This window comes from Pseudomonas sp. NBRC 111131 (assembly GCF_001320525.1).
GTDB classification, from domain to species: Bacteria; Pseudomonadota; Gammaproteobacteria; order Pseudomonadales; family Pseudomonadaceae; genus Aquipseudomonas; species Aquipseudomonas ceruminis.
Genome location: NZ_BCBH01000010.1, coordinates 43,458 through 61,465, shown reverse-complemented (window position 1 = coordinate 61,465; position 18,008 = coordinate 43,458). Strand labels below are relative to the sequence as shown.

The window sequence follows — 18,008 nt, the reverse complement described above, 5'->3', positions numbered from 1 at the left end:
CATTGCACAATGTTATAAAGTAACAATACAATTTCGCCAAGTCGTACTCGTCGCAAGAGTACCCGGAGATGGAAATGAACCTGTCACGCGTCATCGTGCTGTTATTGCTCGTCGCACCAGCACCGTTGGTTGCCATGCCGCATGGCGAGAAGTTGCCACTGTGTACGCGCAGCGCAACGCTGGTGGCGTGTGAGGATGGCAACGGCAGCTACTACAGCGTGCGCACAGAAGGTACTCATTTTTACCTGCGTGGTTACGACAGTGCGACACGTCGCCTTTGGGCGCAAACCAATAGCCGTTATGGTTCGCTGACCTTTTTCACCGGCCTGGCCAGTGATGGTGAGGCGTGGGTTGGCTACAGCCGCCGCGTGGGGTGGACAACCTTGAACCGTGTGTCCAGTTCCAGCGGCCAACGTTTCAACCTGCATTGCAGCCTGGTCGGCGGTTGCCGCTGATTTCCCTGCCTGGTATCCAGAATGACAAACCTGACGCTCCCTGACATCGCTGCGCAAACACACCTGGACACGACCCCGCTCGACTGGGTAGGCATGTGCGGTATTGCCGTTCCCATACAGGTCGATGGCCAAAGGGTGGCTGCCAAGGCCGACGCCGGGGTGAGCCTGGTGGATGGCACATCCCGCGGTATTCATATGTCGCGTCTGTATTTGGCGCTTGAGATGCTGGAACAGCAAACGCTGACGCCCTTGGCGATTCGCCGTTTGCTGGCAAGCTTTCTTGCTAGCCATGAGGGCCTCTCCGACGCCGCCTACTTGCGTTTGCGCTTCGAGCACATGTTGAAACGGCCGGCACTTATCAGCCGCTTGTCGGGCTGGAAAAGCTACGCAATAACCATTGATTCGAAAATCGAGAATGAAATGTTCCACGTGGAACTATCGGTGCAGGTGCCTTATTCCTCCACTTGCCCCTGTTCGGCCGCCCTGGCCAGGCAACTGATTCAGGAGCAGTTCCAGAGAGAATTTGCCGAGCGGCCGCTGGATCATTCGGCCGTCTTGGCTTGGCTGGGCAGCAGCGAAGGCATCGTCGCCACCCCACACAGCCAACGCAGCCTAGCCACTGTTCACATACGGTTGAGCAGCAATCTGGACTCACTACCTGTCACCGAACTGATCGATACGGTGGAGGCCAGCCTGGGCACTGCCGTGCAAACCGCCGTTAAACGTGCCGACGAACAAGCATTCGCTTTGGCAAATGGACAGAACCTGATGTTCTGTGAAGACGCCGCACGGCGGTTGCATCAATCGCTGCGTCAGGCTGAGGGGGTGTCGGCCTTCAAGCTTCGCGTGGAACATGCAGAAAGCCTGCATGCCCACGACGCAGTAGCCAGCAGCCAGTGGCGGTGGTGATCATCAAGTACGGGGTTTGACGGTTCCACAGTCACTGCCCAACCAGACAGCGCGGGTGTTCATGCTGCCTTGTTGCTGCACACCTGAAGCATTGAAGGTACCGTTCACCTGGGTTGTGAACTCCTTGTCACTCAGGAAGGTTGCCTGGCCAGTGCCCTGGGCTTTGGGGCAACTGAATTGAAACTTCCAAACATTCCCGGTGCGGTCGGTAATCTTCTGGGTGCACCCTGATTTGGGGTCTTGAAGGGGAATGTCGTTGGTCTGTACCTGCTCCGGCGTCAGGCAGGACCGCACACCATTACCACCCACGGTGATGCCCTGTTTCGCCAGCGCGCCTTCCATCATTGCGCGTTGCTCCGGCGGCAGGTTCTTCAACTGGCCAAGCATGAACTGCATATCGGGCAACGGCTTGCCATCGACCTGCATGTTACTGGTGGTCAGTTCCCACAGGCCGGGTTGCAACATCTGCGCATGTACCAGTGGGCTGCTTAAACCAAAAGCCAGAGCCAACAGTGGCAGACGAATCTTCATGGACCAACGCTCCTCGAGAAAGCCGGCCAACGGGCCGGTCTGAGCCTTAGACGCCAAATCCGCTTTCAGGTTGCAAGGCGAGCCTTGAACGTGTTCTGTTATCCGCTGTGTATTCGCCAAGCAGGATGCGTATGGATTACCACAGCCCCTACTTCTTCGGTTATGTGCTCGGCCTCGTTCACTTGCTAGGCATCATTGCTGCGCTGCACGCGGTGTTCACCGTGCGTACCGCCCAAGGCGCAATCGCCTGGGCAATGTCACTGTTCTTCATTCCCTATTTCACCCTGATCCCGTACCTGATCTTCGGCGCCCGCTCCTTCTATGCCTACATCCAGGCAAGGCGCCAGGCCAACCAGGAAATGCACGTGGCCATGGCCAACCTGAACTGGCGGCCTTGGGTCGAAGAGGCATTGACCGCCCGCGAGTCGGAGAGCTACGCCGCCCTGCGCGCCATGCCGAAACTGGGGCGGATGCCCTGCCTGGCCAACAACCAGGTGAAATTGCTGATCGATGGCACAGCCACATTCGACGCCATCTTCGCTGCCATCGACCAGGCTCGCGAGGTGGTGTTGGTACAGTTCTTCATCATTCACAACGACACCATTGGCAAGGCGCTGCAGCAACTCCTGCTGCGCAAAGCGGCCGAGGGTGTGAAGGTGTTCGTGCTGTATGACCGGGTAGGCAGCCATGCTCTGTCCGCCAGCTATAGCCGGGTACTGCGCGAAGGCGGGGTAGAAATCCATGCCTTTGCCACTCGCCGGGGATGGTTCAATCGCTTCCAGGTGAACTTTCGCAACCATCGCAAGATTGTCGTGGTCGATGGCCTGACCGGGTTCATTGGCGGGCATAACGTGGGTGACGAGTACTTGGGCGGCAACCCTCGCCTTTCGCCTTGGCGCGATACCCATGTGCAGATCAGCGGGCCTGTACTGGCTTGCCTGCAAGAGTCGTTCGCCGAGGACTGGTACTGGGCCACGCGCCAGCTCCCGCCGCTGATCCTGCCCGACACCTACCCGGACAACGGTGTGCTGTGCCAAGCGTTGGCCAGCGGCCCTGCAGACCCGCAGGAAACCTGCTCACTGTTCTTCCTCGAAGCGATCCACTCTGCGACCCGGCGAGTATGGATCACCAGCCCGTATTTCATCCCCGACGAAGCCGTGTTCGCCGCGTTACGCCTGGCCGTGCTGCGGGGCGTGGATGTGCGGATCCTGATCCCTTCCCGCCCCGATCACCGTATCGTCTACGCAGCCTCCAGCCTATTCGCGTTCGAAGCGGTACGGGCAGGCGTGCGCATGTTCCGCTACCAGCCAGGTTTTCTGCATCAGAAGGTGGTGTTGGTGGACGATGACGTCAGCGCGATCGGCAGTGCCAACCTGGACAACCGGTCTTTCCGACTCAACTTCGAAATCACCTTGCTGACCGTCGACCGCGCCTTTGCCGATCAGGTCGAGGCGATGTTGATCGAAGACTTCGAGCAGGCGGTGGAAATTACTGCAGAAGACAGCCGCGATACCCACCGCATTCAGCAACTGGGCATGCGCATCGCACGTTTGATTTCACCGATTCTGTAAAGAAACCGGGGCCGCTTGCGGCCCCGTTTCAGGGTGTCAGCGATACAGGTCTTCGCGGGTCCAGGGCAGGTCATGATGCCCATCGGCGTAGGGTTTCACCGCAAGGATCTGGTGCAGGTTGATCCAGCCCTTCTGGAAGGCATAGGCACAGCCGGCCAGGTACAGACGCCAGATGCGCAAGGTTTTCTCCGGCACCAACGCAGCGGCCTTGTGCAGCTGGTTTTCCAGGTTCTCGCTCCAATGATGCAGCGTCTTGGCGTAATGCAGGCGCAAGCTCTCGACATCCACTACCTCAAGCCCTGCTTCACAAATGTTCGCGCTGATCATCGACAGGTGGGGAAGCTCCCCATGGGGGAACACGTAACGATCGATGAAGTCACCCGCACCACGCCCGACTGGCCGCCCATCGACGTGCTTGGCGGTGATGCCGTGGTTCATCACCAGGCCACCTTCTCGAACGGCGCCGAACAGCTTCTGGCAGTACAGCGCCAGGTTGGCATGCCCCACGTGTTCGAACATGCCGACACTCACCACCTTGTCGAAGCGGCCATCCTGGGGCAAGTCGCGGTAATCAAGAATCTGCAGGTCGACCTTGCCACTCAACCCCTCCTTCTTGACGCGCTCACGCCCAAGCTTGAGTTGCTCTTTGCTCAACGTGATGCCGAACACTTTGGCGCCGTATTCGCGTGCGGCAAAGCGTGACAGCCCACCCCAACCGCAACCGACATCGAGCAGATAGTCCCCTTCCTGCAGGCGCAGCTTGCGACACAGGTGGTCGAACTTGTCCTGTTGAGCCTGATCCAGTGTGTTGTCCTGCTCACGGAAGTAAGCACAGGAGTAAGCCATGTCCTGGTCGAGCCACAGCTTGTAGAACTCGTTGGACACGTCGTAGTGGTAGGAGATGGCCTCGGCATCGGTGGTCTTGTCGTGCGCCATACGCTGGGGAGGTGCTTCATCCTCATCGGTCATCAGGGCTTCGCTCAACTCGTCGCAGACGCGAATGGCTTCGCCGATATCGCCTTCCAGCTCCAGCTTGCCTTCAACGAAAGCGGTGCCTAGTTGATCCATGCTTGGATGGGTCAGCTGAGTAATCAGCTGCGGCTCCTTCACCAGAATCGTGACCTGAGGGCTGGGCCCCAGATCGAACTCATTACCGTCCCACAGTTTAAGGCGCAGAGGCAGGTGAAGACTCTGCAACGCCGGTGGAAGTTGCGCAAGCATGAACGACCCTCCTTTCCATTTTGGGTACGACGCATGATGTTTCGAACGCCACCGAAATAGAGTAGTTCATTCAGCCAAGGTTTCCGCTAACCAAGACCAAGGTCTAGAGCGGCCGGCGCTCATCCACACTCTAGATTGTATACAATTCCCCGCGCTCAGCTTAACCTTGTGCCCCTCTCGCACTTCTTCATCTGGAGTACAACCCATGAAATCCTTTGACGTGGTGATCATCGGTGGCGGCCCTGGCGGCTACAACGCGGCGATTCGCGCCGGCCAGCTCGGCCTGAGCGTGGCTTGTGTGGAAGGCCGCTCGACCCTCGGCGGCACCTGCCTGAATGTTGGCTGCATGCCATCCAAGGCCTTGCTGCACGCCTCGGAGCTTTACGAAGCCGCCAGCGGCGACGAGTTCGCTCACCTGGGCATCGAGGTGAAACCCACCTTGAACCTCGCCCAAATGATGAAACAGAAGAACGAGAGCGTGACCGGCCTGACCAAGGGCATCGAGTACCTGTTCCGCAAGAACAAGGTCGAGTGGATCAAGGGCTGGGGGCGCCTGGATGGCGTTGGCAAGGTCATCGTCAAAGCCGAAGACGGCAGCGAAACCCCGTTGCAGGCCAAGGACATCGTTATCGCCACCGGCTCCGAGCCCACGCCCCTGCCGGGGGTGACCATCGATAACCAGCGCATCATCGACTCCACCGGCGCCCTCGCCCTGCCCCAGGTGCCCAAGCACCTGGTGGTCATCGGTGCAGGCGTCATCGGCCTGGAACTGGGGTCGGTGTGGCGTCGCCTGGGCAGCGAGGTCACCGTCATCGAGTACCTTGACCGCATCTGCCCGGGTACTGACGAGGAAACCGCCAAGACCCTGCACAAAGCCTTGGCCAAACAAGGCATGGCCTTCAAGCTTGGTAGCAAGGTGACCCAGGCCACCGCAACGGCTGATGGCGTAAGCCTGACCGTCGAACCTGCTGCTGGTGGTACGGCACAGACCCTGGAAGCCGACTATGTATTGGTCGCCATTGGCCGCCGCCCCTATACCAAGGGCCTGAACCTGCAAAGTGTCGGCCTGGAAACCGACAAACGCGGCATGCTTGGCAACGAGCACCATCGCACCACGGTCCCAGGCATCTGGGTAATCGGTGATGTCACCTCCGGCCCGATGTTGGCCCACAAAGCAGAAGACGAAGCAGTGGCGTGCATCGAACGCATTGCCGGCAAGCCGCACGAGGTCAACTACAACCTGATCCCCGGCGTGATCTACACCCGCCCGGAACTCGCCACTGTCGGCAAGACCGAAGAGCAGCTCAAGGCCGAGGGCCGCGCCTACAAGGTGGGCAAGTTCCCGTTCACCGCCAACAGCCGGGCCAAGATCAACCACGAGACCGAAGGCTTCGCCAAGGTGATCGCCGATGCCAACACTGATGAGGTGCTGGGCGTGCACCTGGTCGGCCCAAGCGTCAGCGAGATGATCGGCGAGTTCTGCGTGGCCATGGAGTTCTCGGCTTCGGCCGAGGATATCGCCCTCACCTGCCACCCACACCCGACCCGTTCCGAGGCATTGCGCCAGGCGGCGATGAATGTGGACGGGATGGCGATGCAGATCTGATCTGAGTTCAGGCCGCCAGACAACAAAATCCTGGCCAGGGGCATTGTTGTCTGGCCGGCACAGGCTAGACAGCTTTCCAGCGCCTGGGCTAGGTTGCAGCTCCGACTGAAGACTGGGCTTTCGCAATCATGAATGATCGGCAACTCATCGTTCCAGATGACATGCAACTACTGGCCGAAAAGGCCGGATACGCCCCAGCTGTAAAGGTGGGAAAAACCCTCTACTGCGCAGGCCAGGTTGGGCGTACAGCGGACCTGACGGTTATCGAAGATCCTGAACAGCAATTCCTGGCCGCGTGGGAAAACCTTCGTCTCGTCCTGGCGGCCGGCGGCTGCCGGTTCGAGGACGTCGTGGAAATGACCACGTACCACGTGGAAATGTCGCACTTCATGCCCCTGTTCAGAGAGGTGAAGGACAGGGTGTTTCCCAGAGGCACCTGTGCATGGACCTGCGTAGGCGTCAGCGAGCTCGCCAGGCCAGGCCTGTTGGTGGAGATCAAGTGCGTCGCTGTAGAGCGATGAGCTGAGCGTTGGCGAGTTGATAGCGATCATCGCGCTACTGTCTGGGGAGGGTTTCAGCCAGCAGCAAACGTATCTCTTCGGCAAATAGCGAGGCATTGGAGGATAACGGTGAGGTGCTCAGGTGGAGCAGGCAAATATCGATAGTGGGCGCATTGATCACCTGGCGCACGACCACCGATGGGCTTTGCGTACTGATCGCAGAAAACTCGTCCACCAGCGCAACGCCTACACCTTCCTGAACCAGTGAGCAGGCGTTTTGAGGTGAGCCCACTTCAAGGTAGCTGGTGGGTGTTAGCCCGGCCTGCTGGAACGTGGTGTCGATGATCTTGCCCAGCGGACTTTCCACTCTGTAGCTGATCAGGTTTTCGTGGGTCAGGTCCGTCAGGGTGATAAAAGGTTTTTGCGAGAGTGGATTGACGTTAGGCAGCACGCACACCAGCTTTCGCGAGCCAATTGTATCGCAGGCAATATTGGGGTGATCCGTGGGCAGAATGGTGACGGCCAGATCGCCATCGCCCGAGGTAATCCGATCAAGGATGTTGGCGAAGGGCAGCACGTGAAATGACACCGTTGCCTGCTGGTACTTCTTGGTGAAAGACGCAATCACTTTCGGGATAAACATCTGCCCAATGCTGGGACTGGACAGAATATTGATCATACCGTCATGACTGTTCGAAAGCTTGGCGGCCAGTGCATTGACCCGCTGAATATTGTCGTAGATTTTCTCTACTTCTTTAAACAGGCTTCGTGCCTCAGGTGTCGAATACAAGCGCCCCTTGACGCGCTCGAACAGCTTCAAACCCATTCTCAATTCAGTGTGGGAGAGCAGCCTGCTCACTGCCGGCTGAGAAACAAAGAGCAGCTTGGATGCGCCGCTGATTGAACCCGTAATCATGACCGCGCGAAAAATCTCTATTTGTCTCAGGTTCATGATAGCCACATGCAAGCAACCGAATGTACCTGGCGCAGCAATTATTGTTCCAGCCCTCAAGAATTCGAGCGCAGTGGCTCAATGAACCAGTGTTGAGCGTCTGGGCATAAAAGTCTGCACCAAAGGCGTGCCCTGTCACGTAGGAAGTCCATAAAGGGCACAACACTGGTGCTCGCTCAAAACGCCAATGGGCCAGTCCTTGGCACAACCTGATCCGAACAGGTAGTCCTTAGAGCAGCGAGATCGGATAATTGATAATCACTCGGGTTTCATTGAAGCTCGGATTGAAGCTCTTGTGGATCGTTCCGTGGCGCAACCCGATAGACAGATTTTTCGCAGAGCCCGACTGGAATACATAGTCGATGCCTTCGTCGTGGGACCACTCGCTGCCGTTATCGGTCGTCGCCGTTTTCACATTGGTGCCACTGATGTAGCGCGCCATCGCCGTCAGCCCCGGCACACCCAATGCTGCAAAGTTATAGTCATAGCGTACTTGCCAAGACTTTTCCTTGGCGTTGGTAGACGCGTTGGTAAGGCTGTCGTTGGCGACAATGCCACACGGGCAGGCATCGGATAGCCGGAACCAAGCGTTATCACCGCTGATTTTCTGCAGGCCAAGGCGTAATGTATGTGGACCGTAGAGGAAGTCGAACATCCCCGATGCTGTCTGGTTGCTCAGGCTTCCTGCCTTGGCCGCCCCCGCATCCTCCCCCCACCAGTAACGCAAGGTAGAGCGAATTGCCAGTGCCTCAGAGATACGATGTAAGTTGATCAGCTCAATGTTCTTCTGATCATAGATATCGGTAAGTTTGCCGTACCAGGCTGCCACGGACGTTTCGGTACCGGGAATCGCATATTCTGCCCCCCCGAAGGTGAAGTTGTTCGACGTCGCCGAAAAGCCATTGAGCTTCAGACGGTTCATGCTTGAGTCGTTCTTTGCAGCACTGCCGTAAATCTGCCCCGCGGTCAGCGTAAGGTTGGGAATCTCTCGCGACGACAGCAGTACGCCCTGATAGGTTTGCGGCATCGCACGGCCATCGTCTGCGATGATCAACGGGGTGCGCAGCATGAACTCCCCGCCCTTGAGTTCGGTAGCGGACACTTTCACTTTCGCAGCCAGGCCGATCCGGCCCAGATCTCGAGGCGGACCGTCCCCACGGTCCGCAGCGATGACATCGCCCACCGTACCAGCGCCACCGTCAAGTTTCAGAATACCCTTGGCGAGTACATCCAGGCCAAAGCCAACCGTGCCTTCGGTAAACCCCGAGTCAAACTTGAAGATCAAGCCCTGGGCCCACTGTTTAGACCGATTCTGTGCAGTGGAGCCGAAGTAGTCCCTTTCCATGTACAGGTTACGAAAGTTGATGGAGGACGATGCGCCCTCCATAAAGCCTTCGTTGTTTTCTGCTGCATGGGACTGGAGAGAAGGTAAGGAAAGCACGCAAAGAGATGCCGTAGAAACCAGTAATTGTTTCATTGTGAATCCCGAAATAATTTAAGTACTGGCAGCGCGAATCAGTGGGTTCTTATTATTTTAACAACCGGTAATTTCAAACGAGCTTCTTGATTAAGCGAGTGCGAGGTGAGTCCGCGGCCAAGGTCATGTCTCGCAGATCAGGAGTGGCCCTTTTAATGAAGCACCCAGACCCTCTGCCTACGTGCAACGAACCCGCATCCACCACAAGGCGGCCGCGGCTGATCACCACCTCAGGCCAACCGATTATTTCCTTACCTTCGTACGGTGTATAACCCGCCTGATCATGCAACTGAGCATGAGTGATGGTGGTTTTGCGGTGCGGATTCCACACCACAATGTCGGCATCGGCGCCCACCACCAAATCACCTTTTTGCGGATACAGGCCATACATTTTTGCGGGGTTGGTGGATGACAGCTGAATAAACCGCTCTATCGACATCCGCCCTTTCAATACGCCCTCGGAAAACAGCAAAGGCAGGCGCAGTTCGATGCCAGGAACACCATTGGCCATTTGCTTGAAGGTGGTTTTTTCGCCGTAAGGCAACTTTCCTGTCTGATCGAACCGGTAAGGTGCGTGGTCCGATGAGTAGATAGACAACGTGTCATCGAGTAAGCCTTGCCAGATCGCCTCCTGCGAAGCGATGTCACGCGGCGGTGGACTGCAACAGTATTTCGCCCCCTCGACACCCTCGATATCGATATCGTCGCCAGTGAGAAACAGGTACTGGGGGCAGCTTTCGGCATACACCGCGATGCCCTTGAGCCGGGCGTTCCGAAGCAGGTCGACGGTCTGAGCGCCCGAGACATGGACAATCAGCACGGGGACATTGAGCACGCTGGCAAGCATCAAGGCGCGATGAGTCGCCTCGGTTTCGGCGATAGGGTCATGTGCCACAGCATGAAATCTGGGTGCAACGTGCCCGTTGTCGATCAGCCGATGGGCAAGCCAGTTGATGATGTCGTTGTTCTCCGCGTGCAACATGATCAACGCATTGTTCTGCTGCGCCACATACAACACATCAAGGATCTGGTAATCGGTGAGTTTCATGGCCTCGTAGGTCATGAATACCTTGAACGAGGTGATCCCCCGGGCGATGACCTCGCGCAAATGGGCGCCCAACGTTGCCTCATCCGGGTTGGTGAGGATCACGTGGAACCCGAAATCGATCACCGATTTGCTGGCCGCGCGCTGATAGTAGTCATCCACCACCTCGAGCAGGCTCTGCCCCCGGTGCTGCGCGGCAAACGGGATGATGGTCGTGGTGCCACCAAACGCGGCAGACACCGAAGCGCTGTAAAAGTCGTCCGCCGTCATCACTCCCATTCCGGAGAGTTGTTCGACATGGCAATGGCTGTCGACGCCGCCAGGCAACACCCACTGGCCTTGGGCGTCGATATCCTGGGTACCCCTTGGAAGCGCCGCAGCGATGGCGGCAATCTTTCCGTCTTTGACCCCGATGTCTGCATAGAACGTTTCCACCGAGGTCGATACCCGGCCATTGCGAATCGTCAAATCAAACATACCGACACCTCGACTTCAGAAAATGCCTGGATAAACCCCACCGTCGATAACGATGTTTTGTCCGGTGATGTAACTTGCCTGTTCACTGCACAAGAACGCACACAAGCTACCAAACTCGCTTGGTCTGCCGAATCGCAACGAAGGGTTGGCGACACGGCGAAGCTGCATGGCCGAGTCCAGTGAGATGTTCTTTTGAACCGCCAGCGCCGCCACTGTTTTCTGCAGTCGTTCCGTCTCGAATGGGCCAGGCAGCAGGTTATTGATGGTCACATTGTGCTGCGCCACGCCACGGGCCAACCCCGCCATGAAGCCCGTGAGGCCGGCACGCGCGCCATTGGACAACCCGAGGACATCAACGGGAGCCTTGAGGGCTGCGGAGGTAATGTTGATGATCCTGCCGAACTTCCGTTCGCACATGCCATCGACGATGTTTCGCACCAGTTCTATGGGCGAAAGCATGTTGGCATCGAGTGCTGCCATCCACTGCTCACGTCGCCACTCTCTGAAACTCCCCGTAGGCGGGCCACCTGCGTTGGTCACCAGGATATCCGGGGCATCACACGCAGCCATGACCGCATCGATGCCACGCTCGGTTGCGATATCGGCACACACAGGCGTAACGGTCACGCCTGTAGTGCTTCTGATCTCTTCTGCGGTCGACATCAGCGCCTGTTCACCCCGGGCTACGATCACAACGTCGACGCCCTCGCCTGCCAGCGCCAACGCACAGGCTTTACCCAGGCCCTTGCTTGACGCGCACACCAAGGCCGTTTTGCCACTAATTCCCAGCTGCATGACGCGCCCCCTTAATCGATGTGAAAAACACCCGGTTGATTGAGATCCAATCCGACACGAGCAATCACACTTTCCAGTTCCTGGATCGAATACGGGTCTATTTGCATCCCCGGAGCCCGGACAAACGCGGAAGACAACAGGCCTCGTTTGAAGTAGGTGTACTTGCGCAGCGCCAGCCCCAACTTCGGCTGAAACTCATAACGTATCAATGGGCAATAGCGATCGAACACACGCTCCGCGGCGGCAATGTCGCCGGCGGTATAGTGCTGGTAGATACTCACGAGGATTTCCGGAAACGCGAAACCGGTCATCGTACCGACAGCACCGCGCTTGAGCTCTTCCAGGAAATAAACGCCACCCAGCCCACCAAACACATCGCATTGATGACCCGAGCGTTGCAGAATTTCGGTGATCTTGGGGCCGACCGGAGGCTCTTCCATCTTGATCAATTTAACGATCTTTTCGAGCGCCAGCCGCGCAACCACCGCCGGGGAAATTTCGGTACCGAACGAGTCCGGAAAGTCATGGATCACCACGGGAATGGTGATTGATTCGGCCACTGACTTATAGAACGAAAACTGCCCTTGATCGTTCACACCATCCAGCGGTGCCACAAACACCGCCGACGCACCCAGCGCTTCAGCTTCGCGGGCCTGCTCGATGGCGCCACGGATACCTAATGCCCTGACACCCACCCAGACCGGTACGCGCTGATCGGCACGTTGAACGAATCGTTCGATGATGAGGTGCCGTTCCACACTGGATAACTTGTGTTGTTCGCCCAGAAAACCTAATACCGCCAAACCGCTGATCTTCGCCTTGATCTGGAAATCGACTAACCGATCAATACTTTCGACATCAACTTCACCGTCTTCAAAAAACGGTGTCGGGCAGATAGTCAAAACACCCCGCATCGGTTTCATTAATTATTTTCCTGTCCATTGAAGTGTCATTCAATATTAAAAGAGGCGCTTAGAGCCGTCGAATAGAGAAACGATGTACACCCTTAACACGATGTTAACGGCTGACAATTACATGCCTGGCTGCAGTAACCCCTGCAACTTTTCTATCGCACAGGGCAAGGGCTGTACGATGTGACAATCAACGTCCAGCACCAAGTTGTCCGCAATACTGGCCAACGGGCCGCCAGCAATAATGAGGGTACTGACGTTGCCGCCGCTCAAGGCACGGTTTGCAGCGATGGCTATATCTTCTGATAACGGACGGACACCGGGTGTATGGGGGATGGGGTTATCAGCGGTGTAATAAATCCCGGCAAACAAAGACCGTCCCCCCTCGCGGACCACCTGCTCCGCTGTACTGCGTGACAGTTGCGGTGTGATCGACACAACCGCGAACGGTCTGCCCTGTGCGGTAGCCGCCTGAATCGCCGACTCTCCGATTCCAACGACAGGTACCGCCAGGGATGACCGCAACGCATCCAACCCAGGGTCGCCGAAGGCGGCAACGATCACCGCATCGAACCCCTCGAACTCGCGCTCTGCAGCGCGCATCAGGATCTCCTGGCGCGCGTCCTCCAGCAGTTCGGGCGTGTTGATTACGGCCGCACTGTTACTGAGGGTGATCCCCGTAATGTGCCAGTGCGCAGGGGCATACTTGCCAGCGATCGACACCATCATCCGAGTGGTCTCTTCGCTGGTGTTCGGGTTAATCAGCAAAATCTTCATCGCGCCAACGCCCCTGCGTTCACTCACCCAGCTCTGGCCACTGCCGCGTGTAAGGCACTGCGGCCTCGTATTGATGCGCAAGATCGAGCAACACATCATCAGCACCGAAATCGGCGACCAACTGGAAACCGACAGGCATCCCTTCCTTGGTAAAGCCCGCAGGCAAAGCGACGGCAGGATGACTGCAGGCGTTTACCCAGTTGGTAAACACTGCATGGCCACGCGGCCCCACAGGCTGGTTATCGATGGTTTCGGGGAAACCCTTATCCTTGGCCCAGGGATTGGCAGCCGAGGTGGGTGTCATGATGATGTCGTAGTCCTCAAAACGCTCACCCACCGTGCTGCGGAACGTGTAGAGCAGTTCGATCACTTCCTGATAATCGGCCCCCGTCAACCTGAACCCGTCTGCGGCACGAGCCACATAGTCAGCGGTCACCCACTCATCGAACTTCGGCGCCTGTTTGGCGATCAGTGACATGCACACGTTGCCGATCTTGGCCCAGTTGTCAGTCACCGGCGTGATATCGAAAGGCAGATCGCCGATCACCACCTCATGGCCAAGCTTCGCCAGTTGATCAGCCGCCTGCTGGCATAGGTCGACGATCTGCGGATCGACAGGGGCGCCTTTCAAACGCTCGACAAACAGGATTCTCAATGGCGAAGGGGCTAACGAAGTGGCCGACATCTTCTGGAATCCGCGGGAGCGTTGATCCCGGCGATGCGCGCCAGCGATCACCGACATCATGATACGTACGTCATCGACGGTCCTGCCGATCGGCCCGACCACTTCGCAGTCATACAGCACAGAGGTGAACCCATCCGCGCGCGGGATACGTGACAAGGTGGGCTTGAGCCCTACCAGATTGGTGTAACCGGCCGGACGGCGAATGGAGCCACCGCCATCGGTGCCCAGGGACAATGGCACCATCCCCGAGGCAACCGCAGCAACCGAGCCCCCACTGGAGCCACCGGTGGTCAAGGCGGGGTTCCATGGGTTTGCGGTAGCCCCGTACACCGGGTTGTAGGTCGAGCCACGGCTGGCAAACTCCGGCAAATTGGTCTTGCCCATGATGACCGCACCGCCCGCCTTGAGCAGAGCAATCGGCAGTTCGTCATTTTCGGCAATACGGTCTTTGAACAATGGCGAACCGAACACGAAGGGCATGCCTTCCACGTAAATATTGTCTTTGATCGCTACCGGAATGCCTTCTAGCAAACTGCGTGGCGTGCCCGCCTTGAATAGCGCGTCAGACTGGCGAGCCGCCTCCAGTGCGCTGGCGCGCGCAATGTGAGTAAAGGCATTCAAGGTCGGTTGCAGGCGATCGATACGGTCGAGCAGATACTCGGTCACTGCCACTGCGCTCAACGCGCCATCGCGCATGCGTTGCCCCAATTCCCGAACGGACATCTGGTGTATGGGTGTGCTCATTTCAGCCTCGGCGGTTAGTCGTTTCAAAATTTGGTGGCAAGCGCGTTCTTCAAGTGCTCGCCCATGATGGTGATGCTCATGATCAGTAGAAAAATGGCGGTACCGGGAATGGTCACCAGCCACGGCTGAAAGAAGATCAGGTCTTTCGCCTCAGCGATCATCAGGCCCCAGGAAGCATCGGGCGGTTTGATGCCCATGCCGAGGAAGCTGAACGCCGCTTCCAGCATGATCGCGTGGGCCATCTCCAGCGTGCCGACCACCAGCAATGGGCCAACCAGGTTCGGCAGGATTTCGGAGCACATGATCCGCAGGTGTGAGTAGCCGGTGGCCTTGGCCGCCAGCACGAATTCGGCACTTTGCAGACGCAACGTCATGGCGCGGGTGACCACCAGAAAATGGTCCCAGAGGAACAGCGACATGATCGTGATGATCAACGCCAATGAGTTGCCTACCAGGCCCACGATAGCCATGGTGGCAAGCATGATGGGCATGCTCAGACGCACATTGAGCAGGTACATCACCACCAAGTCGATCTTGCCGCCGAAATACCCGCCGACAAGGCCCAAGGCGATCCCAATGGCACCGGACAGCAAGACCGTAATGAAGCCGATGATCAGCGAGTAGCGAGCGCCGTAGATCAACCGACTCAGGAAATCGCGCCCCAGGTGATCGGTGCCCAAGGGGTGGGTCCAGGTCGCGAACGGTTGAATCAGCCGCTCGGACATGGATTGCTCATAAGGCGAATGACTGACGATCCAGGGTGCAAACACCGCGCATAGCACCACCGTCAACATGATCAGCAGCGCAATCTTGATTGCCAGGCCATTGGGTTTGAATGGCAAATTGAATCGCAGGCCTTTTCCAGGCGCACGGGGCTCGGTCAATACTGGCGTCATCTCAGGCCACCCGGATACGTGGGTCTATCAGCATGTTCAACATGTCTGATAGAAAAGTAAGAAGGACGTAGAACGCGGAGACTGTCAGGACAGCGGCCTGCACAACGGGGTAGTCACTCTGGTTAATGGCTTCCCAGGTCAGATACCCAACGCCATGAAGTGCAAAGATCGTCTCGACCACCACGGAGCCCCCGAGCAGGAAACCAAACTGCACCGAAGCTACCGCCACCACCGGTACCAAGGTATTGCGTAGCGCATGCTTGATAATGATCTGGGCAGGGCTCAACCCTTTGGCAGTCGCCGTCCGTATGTAGTCTGCCTCCAGCACTTCTATCATTCCCGTGCGCACGATGCGGATCACCGCCGGCATGGCGTAGAACGCCAGCGCAATCGACGGCATGATGAAGTGAAGAAAGGTCGCCGAGCCTGAGATGGGCAGTACATGAAGCTTCAGCCCCAGCACAATGATCAACAGGTAGGCGAACCAGAAAATGGGCGTCGCTTGACCAAATAAGGCAACGGTCTGGGCGAATCGGTCCACCGCTTTGTCGCGGTACACCCCAGCGAGTACACCCAGCGGAATGGCGATGGCCAACGCGACAGTGATTGCGATACCACCCAATTGCAACGTGACGGGTACGCGTTCGAACAGCAGCTCCGTGACCGGCGAGCCGTAGTAGAACGAGGTACCGAAGTCCCCTTGGAAAATGTTCATCAACCAGTGGAAGTACTGGGTAATCACAGGCTTGTCCCAGCCGTAATACTGGCGCAGGAAGTTTATGTACTCTTGCGTTCCCCCCTCGCCCGCCAGGCTGATAGCCAGGTCGCCGGATGCCTTGAGCAAATAAAAAGTCATGACCGAAATGGTCAACAGCACGCTCAGCGACATCAGGAGCCGTTTAACGATGTAGGCTTGCATGGCGCCCCCTTACTTCCACTTGGCTTTCCAGAACTCGACGTTTTCATCGCCCGGAATAGGAATGTCCAATGACGACGAGAAGACATAGTTGATCGGCATGGTGAACAGTGGCGCCCAATACGCCTGATCGGCGATCCGTTTAAGTGCGGTGCTGTAGAGTTGCGTACGCTGCGCGCTGTCATACAGCGCATTGGCTTTCAGAATACTGTCGGTGACCAGCGGGTCTCGGGATTGATCATCCGGTGATTCAGCAAAGAAGAAGGGCAGAATGCCGCTGACATCGTTCACGCCTGAAGAGCCGTAGTCATCGATCACCATCGCGGCGTTGTGCTCACGGCGATCCTTGATGACAGAGGTGTACTGTTGCCATTTCAGGCTGGCGCGAATACCAATGGCTGCCAGATTACCGACAATGGCTTCGGCCACAGGGCGACTGCGATAGCCGTACACATCAATATCAAAGCCATTGGCGTAACCGGCCTCAGCCATCAGCGCCTTGGCTGCCTGCGGGTCGTAACTGTAGGACTGCACATCTTGAGCGCAGCCGAATTGCCCAGGTTTGCAGGCTGAGGCGATGGGCTTGGCCAAGTCCCCAATCAAGGAGCGCGCGATGCCCTCCTTGTCGATCGCCAGGTTGATAGCCTTACGGACTTTCAAATTCTTCAACGGCGTGTTGGGGTCGGTAATACCCGCGGCGTCCAGGGTGATGAAGCCGATGCGGAACGTGTTAGCGTTGGTGACGGTAAGGTGCGGCATCATTTTCAGTTGCTGAGCCTGGTCCACCGGGATATACCAAGCCCAATCGATCCCCCCGCTCATCAACTCGGCCACTTGGGTGTTCACATCCGGAATGTTGCGGTACACCAAGGTCTTGATAAACGGTTTGTTCTTCGCGCCTCCGTCAAAATAGTTGTCGTTACGGGTAAAGATGATCTCGTTGCGCTTACCGCGTTTGACGCTGTAGGGGCCCGTACCGACGGGTTTTTCGCTGAACGCGTCTTTGCCCACCGCCGTAAAATAAGCCTGCGGCAGAATTGGCATTTGAGTAATGTTTTCCAGCGCGATCGGCGTGGGACGCTTGGCATGGATCAGAATCTTGTAAGGGTCGACAATTTCAATGCTCGCTACCCATTCGGACGGGTAGCGGCTGAATACCTGACTCTGAGGATTGGCCACATAGTCGTAGGTAAATTTGACGTCATTGGCGGTGAACTCATCGCCGTTGTGAAACTTCACACCTTTTCTGAGGGTGAACTCCCAGGTGAGGTCGTCCAATCGTTTCCAGCTTTCGGCCAGCAGCGGTTTTATTTCCAGGGTATTCGGGTCTCGGTAGACCAGCGTGTCGTAGGCCATCAACCCCAACAGATAACCTTCCCGTCCGCCGGCGAAGTAGCTGACCAAGCTCGGCAACTGCGCCTGAAACGCTGTGACCAACGTGTCATCCTGTTCCGATGCGCTGGCACCCTGAACGCCGCCTGCCAAGACCGTAGCAAGCACCACAGCCACCAACGGTTTTATTTTGAAATTCATACTCAGC

17 protein-coding genes are annotated in these 18,008 nt (G+C 57.3%); 5 read left to right on the top strand and 12 right to left on the bottom strand.

The genetic code is table 11. The features are described from left to right. The first annotated feature begins 74 nt into the window (after positions 1-74). Together APH34_RS11865 and folE2 are read left to right on the top strand one after the other, a co-directional pair. Complete coding sequence (locus APH34_RS11865) at positions 75-455, top strand: hypothetical protein (RefSeq protein ID WP_054901348.1); 381 nt, start codon at positions 75-77, stop codon at positions 453-455. Between the two features lie 21 nt (positions 456-476). Continuing rightward, complete coding sequence (gene folE2, locus APH34_RS11860) at positions 477-1,364, top strand: GTP cyclohydrolase FolE2 (protein ID WP_054901250.1); 888 nt, start codon at positions 477-479, stop codon at positions 1,362-1,364. Between the two features lie 3 nt (positions 1,365-1,367). Here folE2 and APH34_RS11855 read toward each other — a convergent pair whose 3' ends face one another. Continuing rightward, complete coding sequence (locus tag APH34_RS11855; protein WP_054901249.1) at positions 1,368-1,895, bottom strand: DUF3617 domain-containing protein; 528 nt, start codon at positions 1,893-1,895, stop codon at positions 1,368-1,370. A gap of 131 nt (positions 1,896-2,026) precedes the next feature. Here APH34_RS11855 and cls point away from each other — a divergent pair, with 131 nt between their 5' ends. Continuing rightward, positions 2,027-3,466, top strand: a complete 1,440-nt coding sequence (gene cls / locus APH34_RS11850; RefSeq protein WP_054901248.1) for a cardiolipin synthase — start codon at positions 2,027-2,029, stop codon at positions 3,464-3,466. A 36-nt stretch (positions 3,467-3,502) separates the two neighbouring features. Here cls and cfaB read toward each other — a convergent pair whose 3' ends face one another. Further along, positions 3,503-4,687, bottom strand: coding sequence for a C17 cyclopropane fatty acid synthase CfaB (gene cfaB, locus APH34_RS11845; RefSeq protein ID WP_054901247.1), 1,185 nt, complete (start codon positions 4,685-4,687; stop codon positions 3,503-3,505). Between the two features lie 205 nt (positions 4,688-4,892). On the opposite strand from cfaB, the gene lpdA reads away from it, so the two are divergent. Both lpdA and APH34_RS11835 read left to right on the top strand, forming a co-directional pair. Further along, complete coding sequence (gene lpdA, locus APH34_RS11840) at positions 4,893-6,293, top strand: dihydrolipoyl dehydrogenase (RefSeq protein WP_054901246.1); 1,401 nt, start codon at positions 4,893-4,895, stop codon at positions 6,291-6,293. A gap of 128 nt (positions 6,294-6,421) precedes the next feature. Beyond that, on the top strand, positions 6,422-6,814 hold the full coding sequence (locus tag APH34_RS11835; RefSeq protein WP_054901245.1) for a RidA family protein: 393 nt from the start codon (positions 6,422-6,424) through the stop codon (positions 6,812-6,814). A gap of 34 nt (positions 6,815-6,848) precedes the next feature. Here the strand turns inward: APH34_RS11835 and APH34_RS11830 are convergent, their stop codons facing one another. The 10 genes from APH34_RS11830 to APH34_RS11785 all read right to left on the bottom strand — a co-directional run bounded on the left by APH34_RS11830 (position 6,849) and on the right by APH34_RS11785 (position 18,001). Further along, the gene (locus APH34_RS11830) at positions 6,849-7,745 is read right to left on the bottom strand and encodes a LysR substrate-binding domain-containing protein (protein WP_054901244.1); all 897 of its coding nucleotides are present in this window, start codon (positions 7,743-7,745) and stop codon (positions 6,849-6,851) included. Between the two features lie 229 nt (positions 7,746-7,974). After that, positions 7,975-9,222 carry an OprD family outer membrane porin gene (locus APH34_RS11825; protein ID WP_082422786.1) on the bottom strand — a complete coding sequence of 416 codons (1,248 nt, stop codon included), beginning with the start codon at positions 9,220-9,222 and terminating at the stop codon, positions 7,975-7,977. Positions 9,223-9,295: 73 nt separating this feature from the next. Next, the gene (hydA, locus tag APH34_RS11820) at positions 9,296-10,744 is read right to left on the bottom strand and encodes a dihydropyrimidinase (RefSeq protein ID WP_054901242.1); all 1,449 of its coding nucleotides are present in this window, start codon (positions 10,742-10,744) and stop codon (positions 9,296-9,298) included. Positions 10,745-10,759: 15 nt separating this feature from the next. After that, positions 10,760-11,539: an SDR family oxidoreductase gene (locus APH34_RS11815; protein ID WP_054901241.1), complete on the bottom strand. Its 780-nt coding sequence runs from the start codon at positions 11,537-11,539 to the stop codon at positions 10,760-10,762. Between the two features lie 11 nt (positions 11,540-11,550). After that, positions 11,551-12,462 carry a dihydrodipicolinate synthase family protein gene (locus tag APH34_RS11810; RefSeq protein ID WP_054901240.1) on the bottom strand — a complete coding sequence of 304 codons (912 nt, stop codon included), beginning with the start codon at positions 12,460-12,462 and terminating at the stop codon, positions 11,551-11,553. Positions 12,463-12,570: 108 nt separating this feature from the next. Next, positions 12,571-13,227 carry an aspartate/glutamate racemase family protein gene (locus APH34_RS11805; protein ID WP_054901239.1) on the bottom strand — a complete coding sequence of 219 codons (657 nt, stop codon included), beginning with the start codon at positions 13,225-13,227 and terminating at the stop codon, positions 12,571-12,573. Positions 13,228-13,246: 19 nt separating this feature from the next. Further along, positions 13,247-14,656 carry an amidase gene (locus tag APH34_RS11800; protein ID WP_082422784.1) on the bottom strand — a complete coding sequence of 470 codons (1,410 nt, stop codon included), beginning with the start codon at positions 14,654-14,656 and terminating at the stop codon, positions 13,247-13,249. A 23-nt stretch (positions 14,657-14,679) separates the two neighbouring features. Beyond that, the gene (locus tag APH34_RS11795; RefSeq protein WP_054901237.1) at positions 14,680-15,552 is read right to left on the bottom strand and encodes an ABC transporter permease; all 873 of its coding nucleotides are present in this window, start codon (positions 15,550-15,552) and stop codon (positions 14,680-14,682) included. Position 15,553: 1 nt separating this feature from the next. Continuing rightward, entirely contained in the window at positions 15,554-16,471 is a 918-nt protein-coding gene (locus tag APH34_RS11790; protein WP_054901236.1) for an ABC transporter permease, read from the bottom strand. Positions 16,472-16,480: 9 nt separating this feature from the next. Continuing rightward, positions 16,481-18,001, bottom strand: coding sequence for an ABC transporter substrate-binding protein (locus APH34_RS11785; protein ID WP_054901235.1), 1,521 nt, complete (start codon positions 17,999-18,001; stop codon positions 16,481-16,483). Positions 18,002-18,008 lie beyond the last annotated feature (7 nt).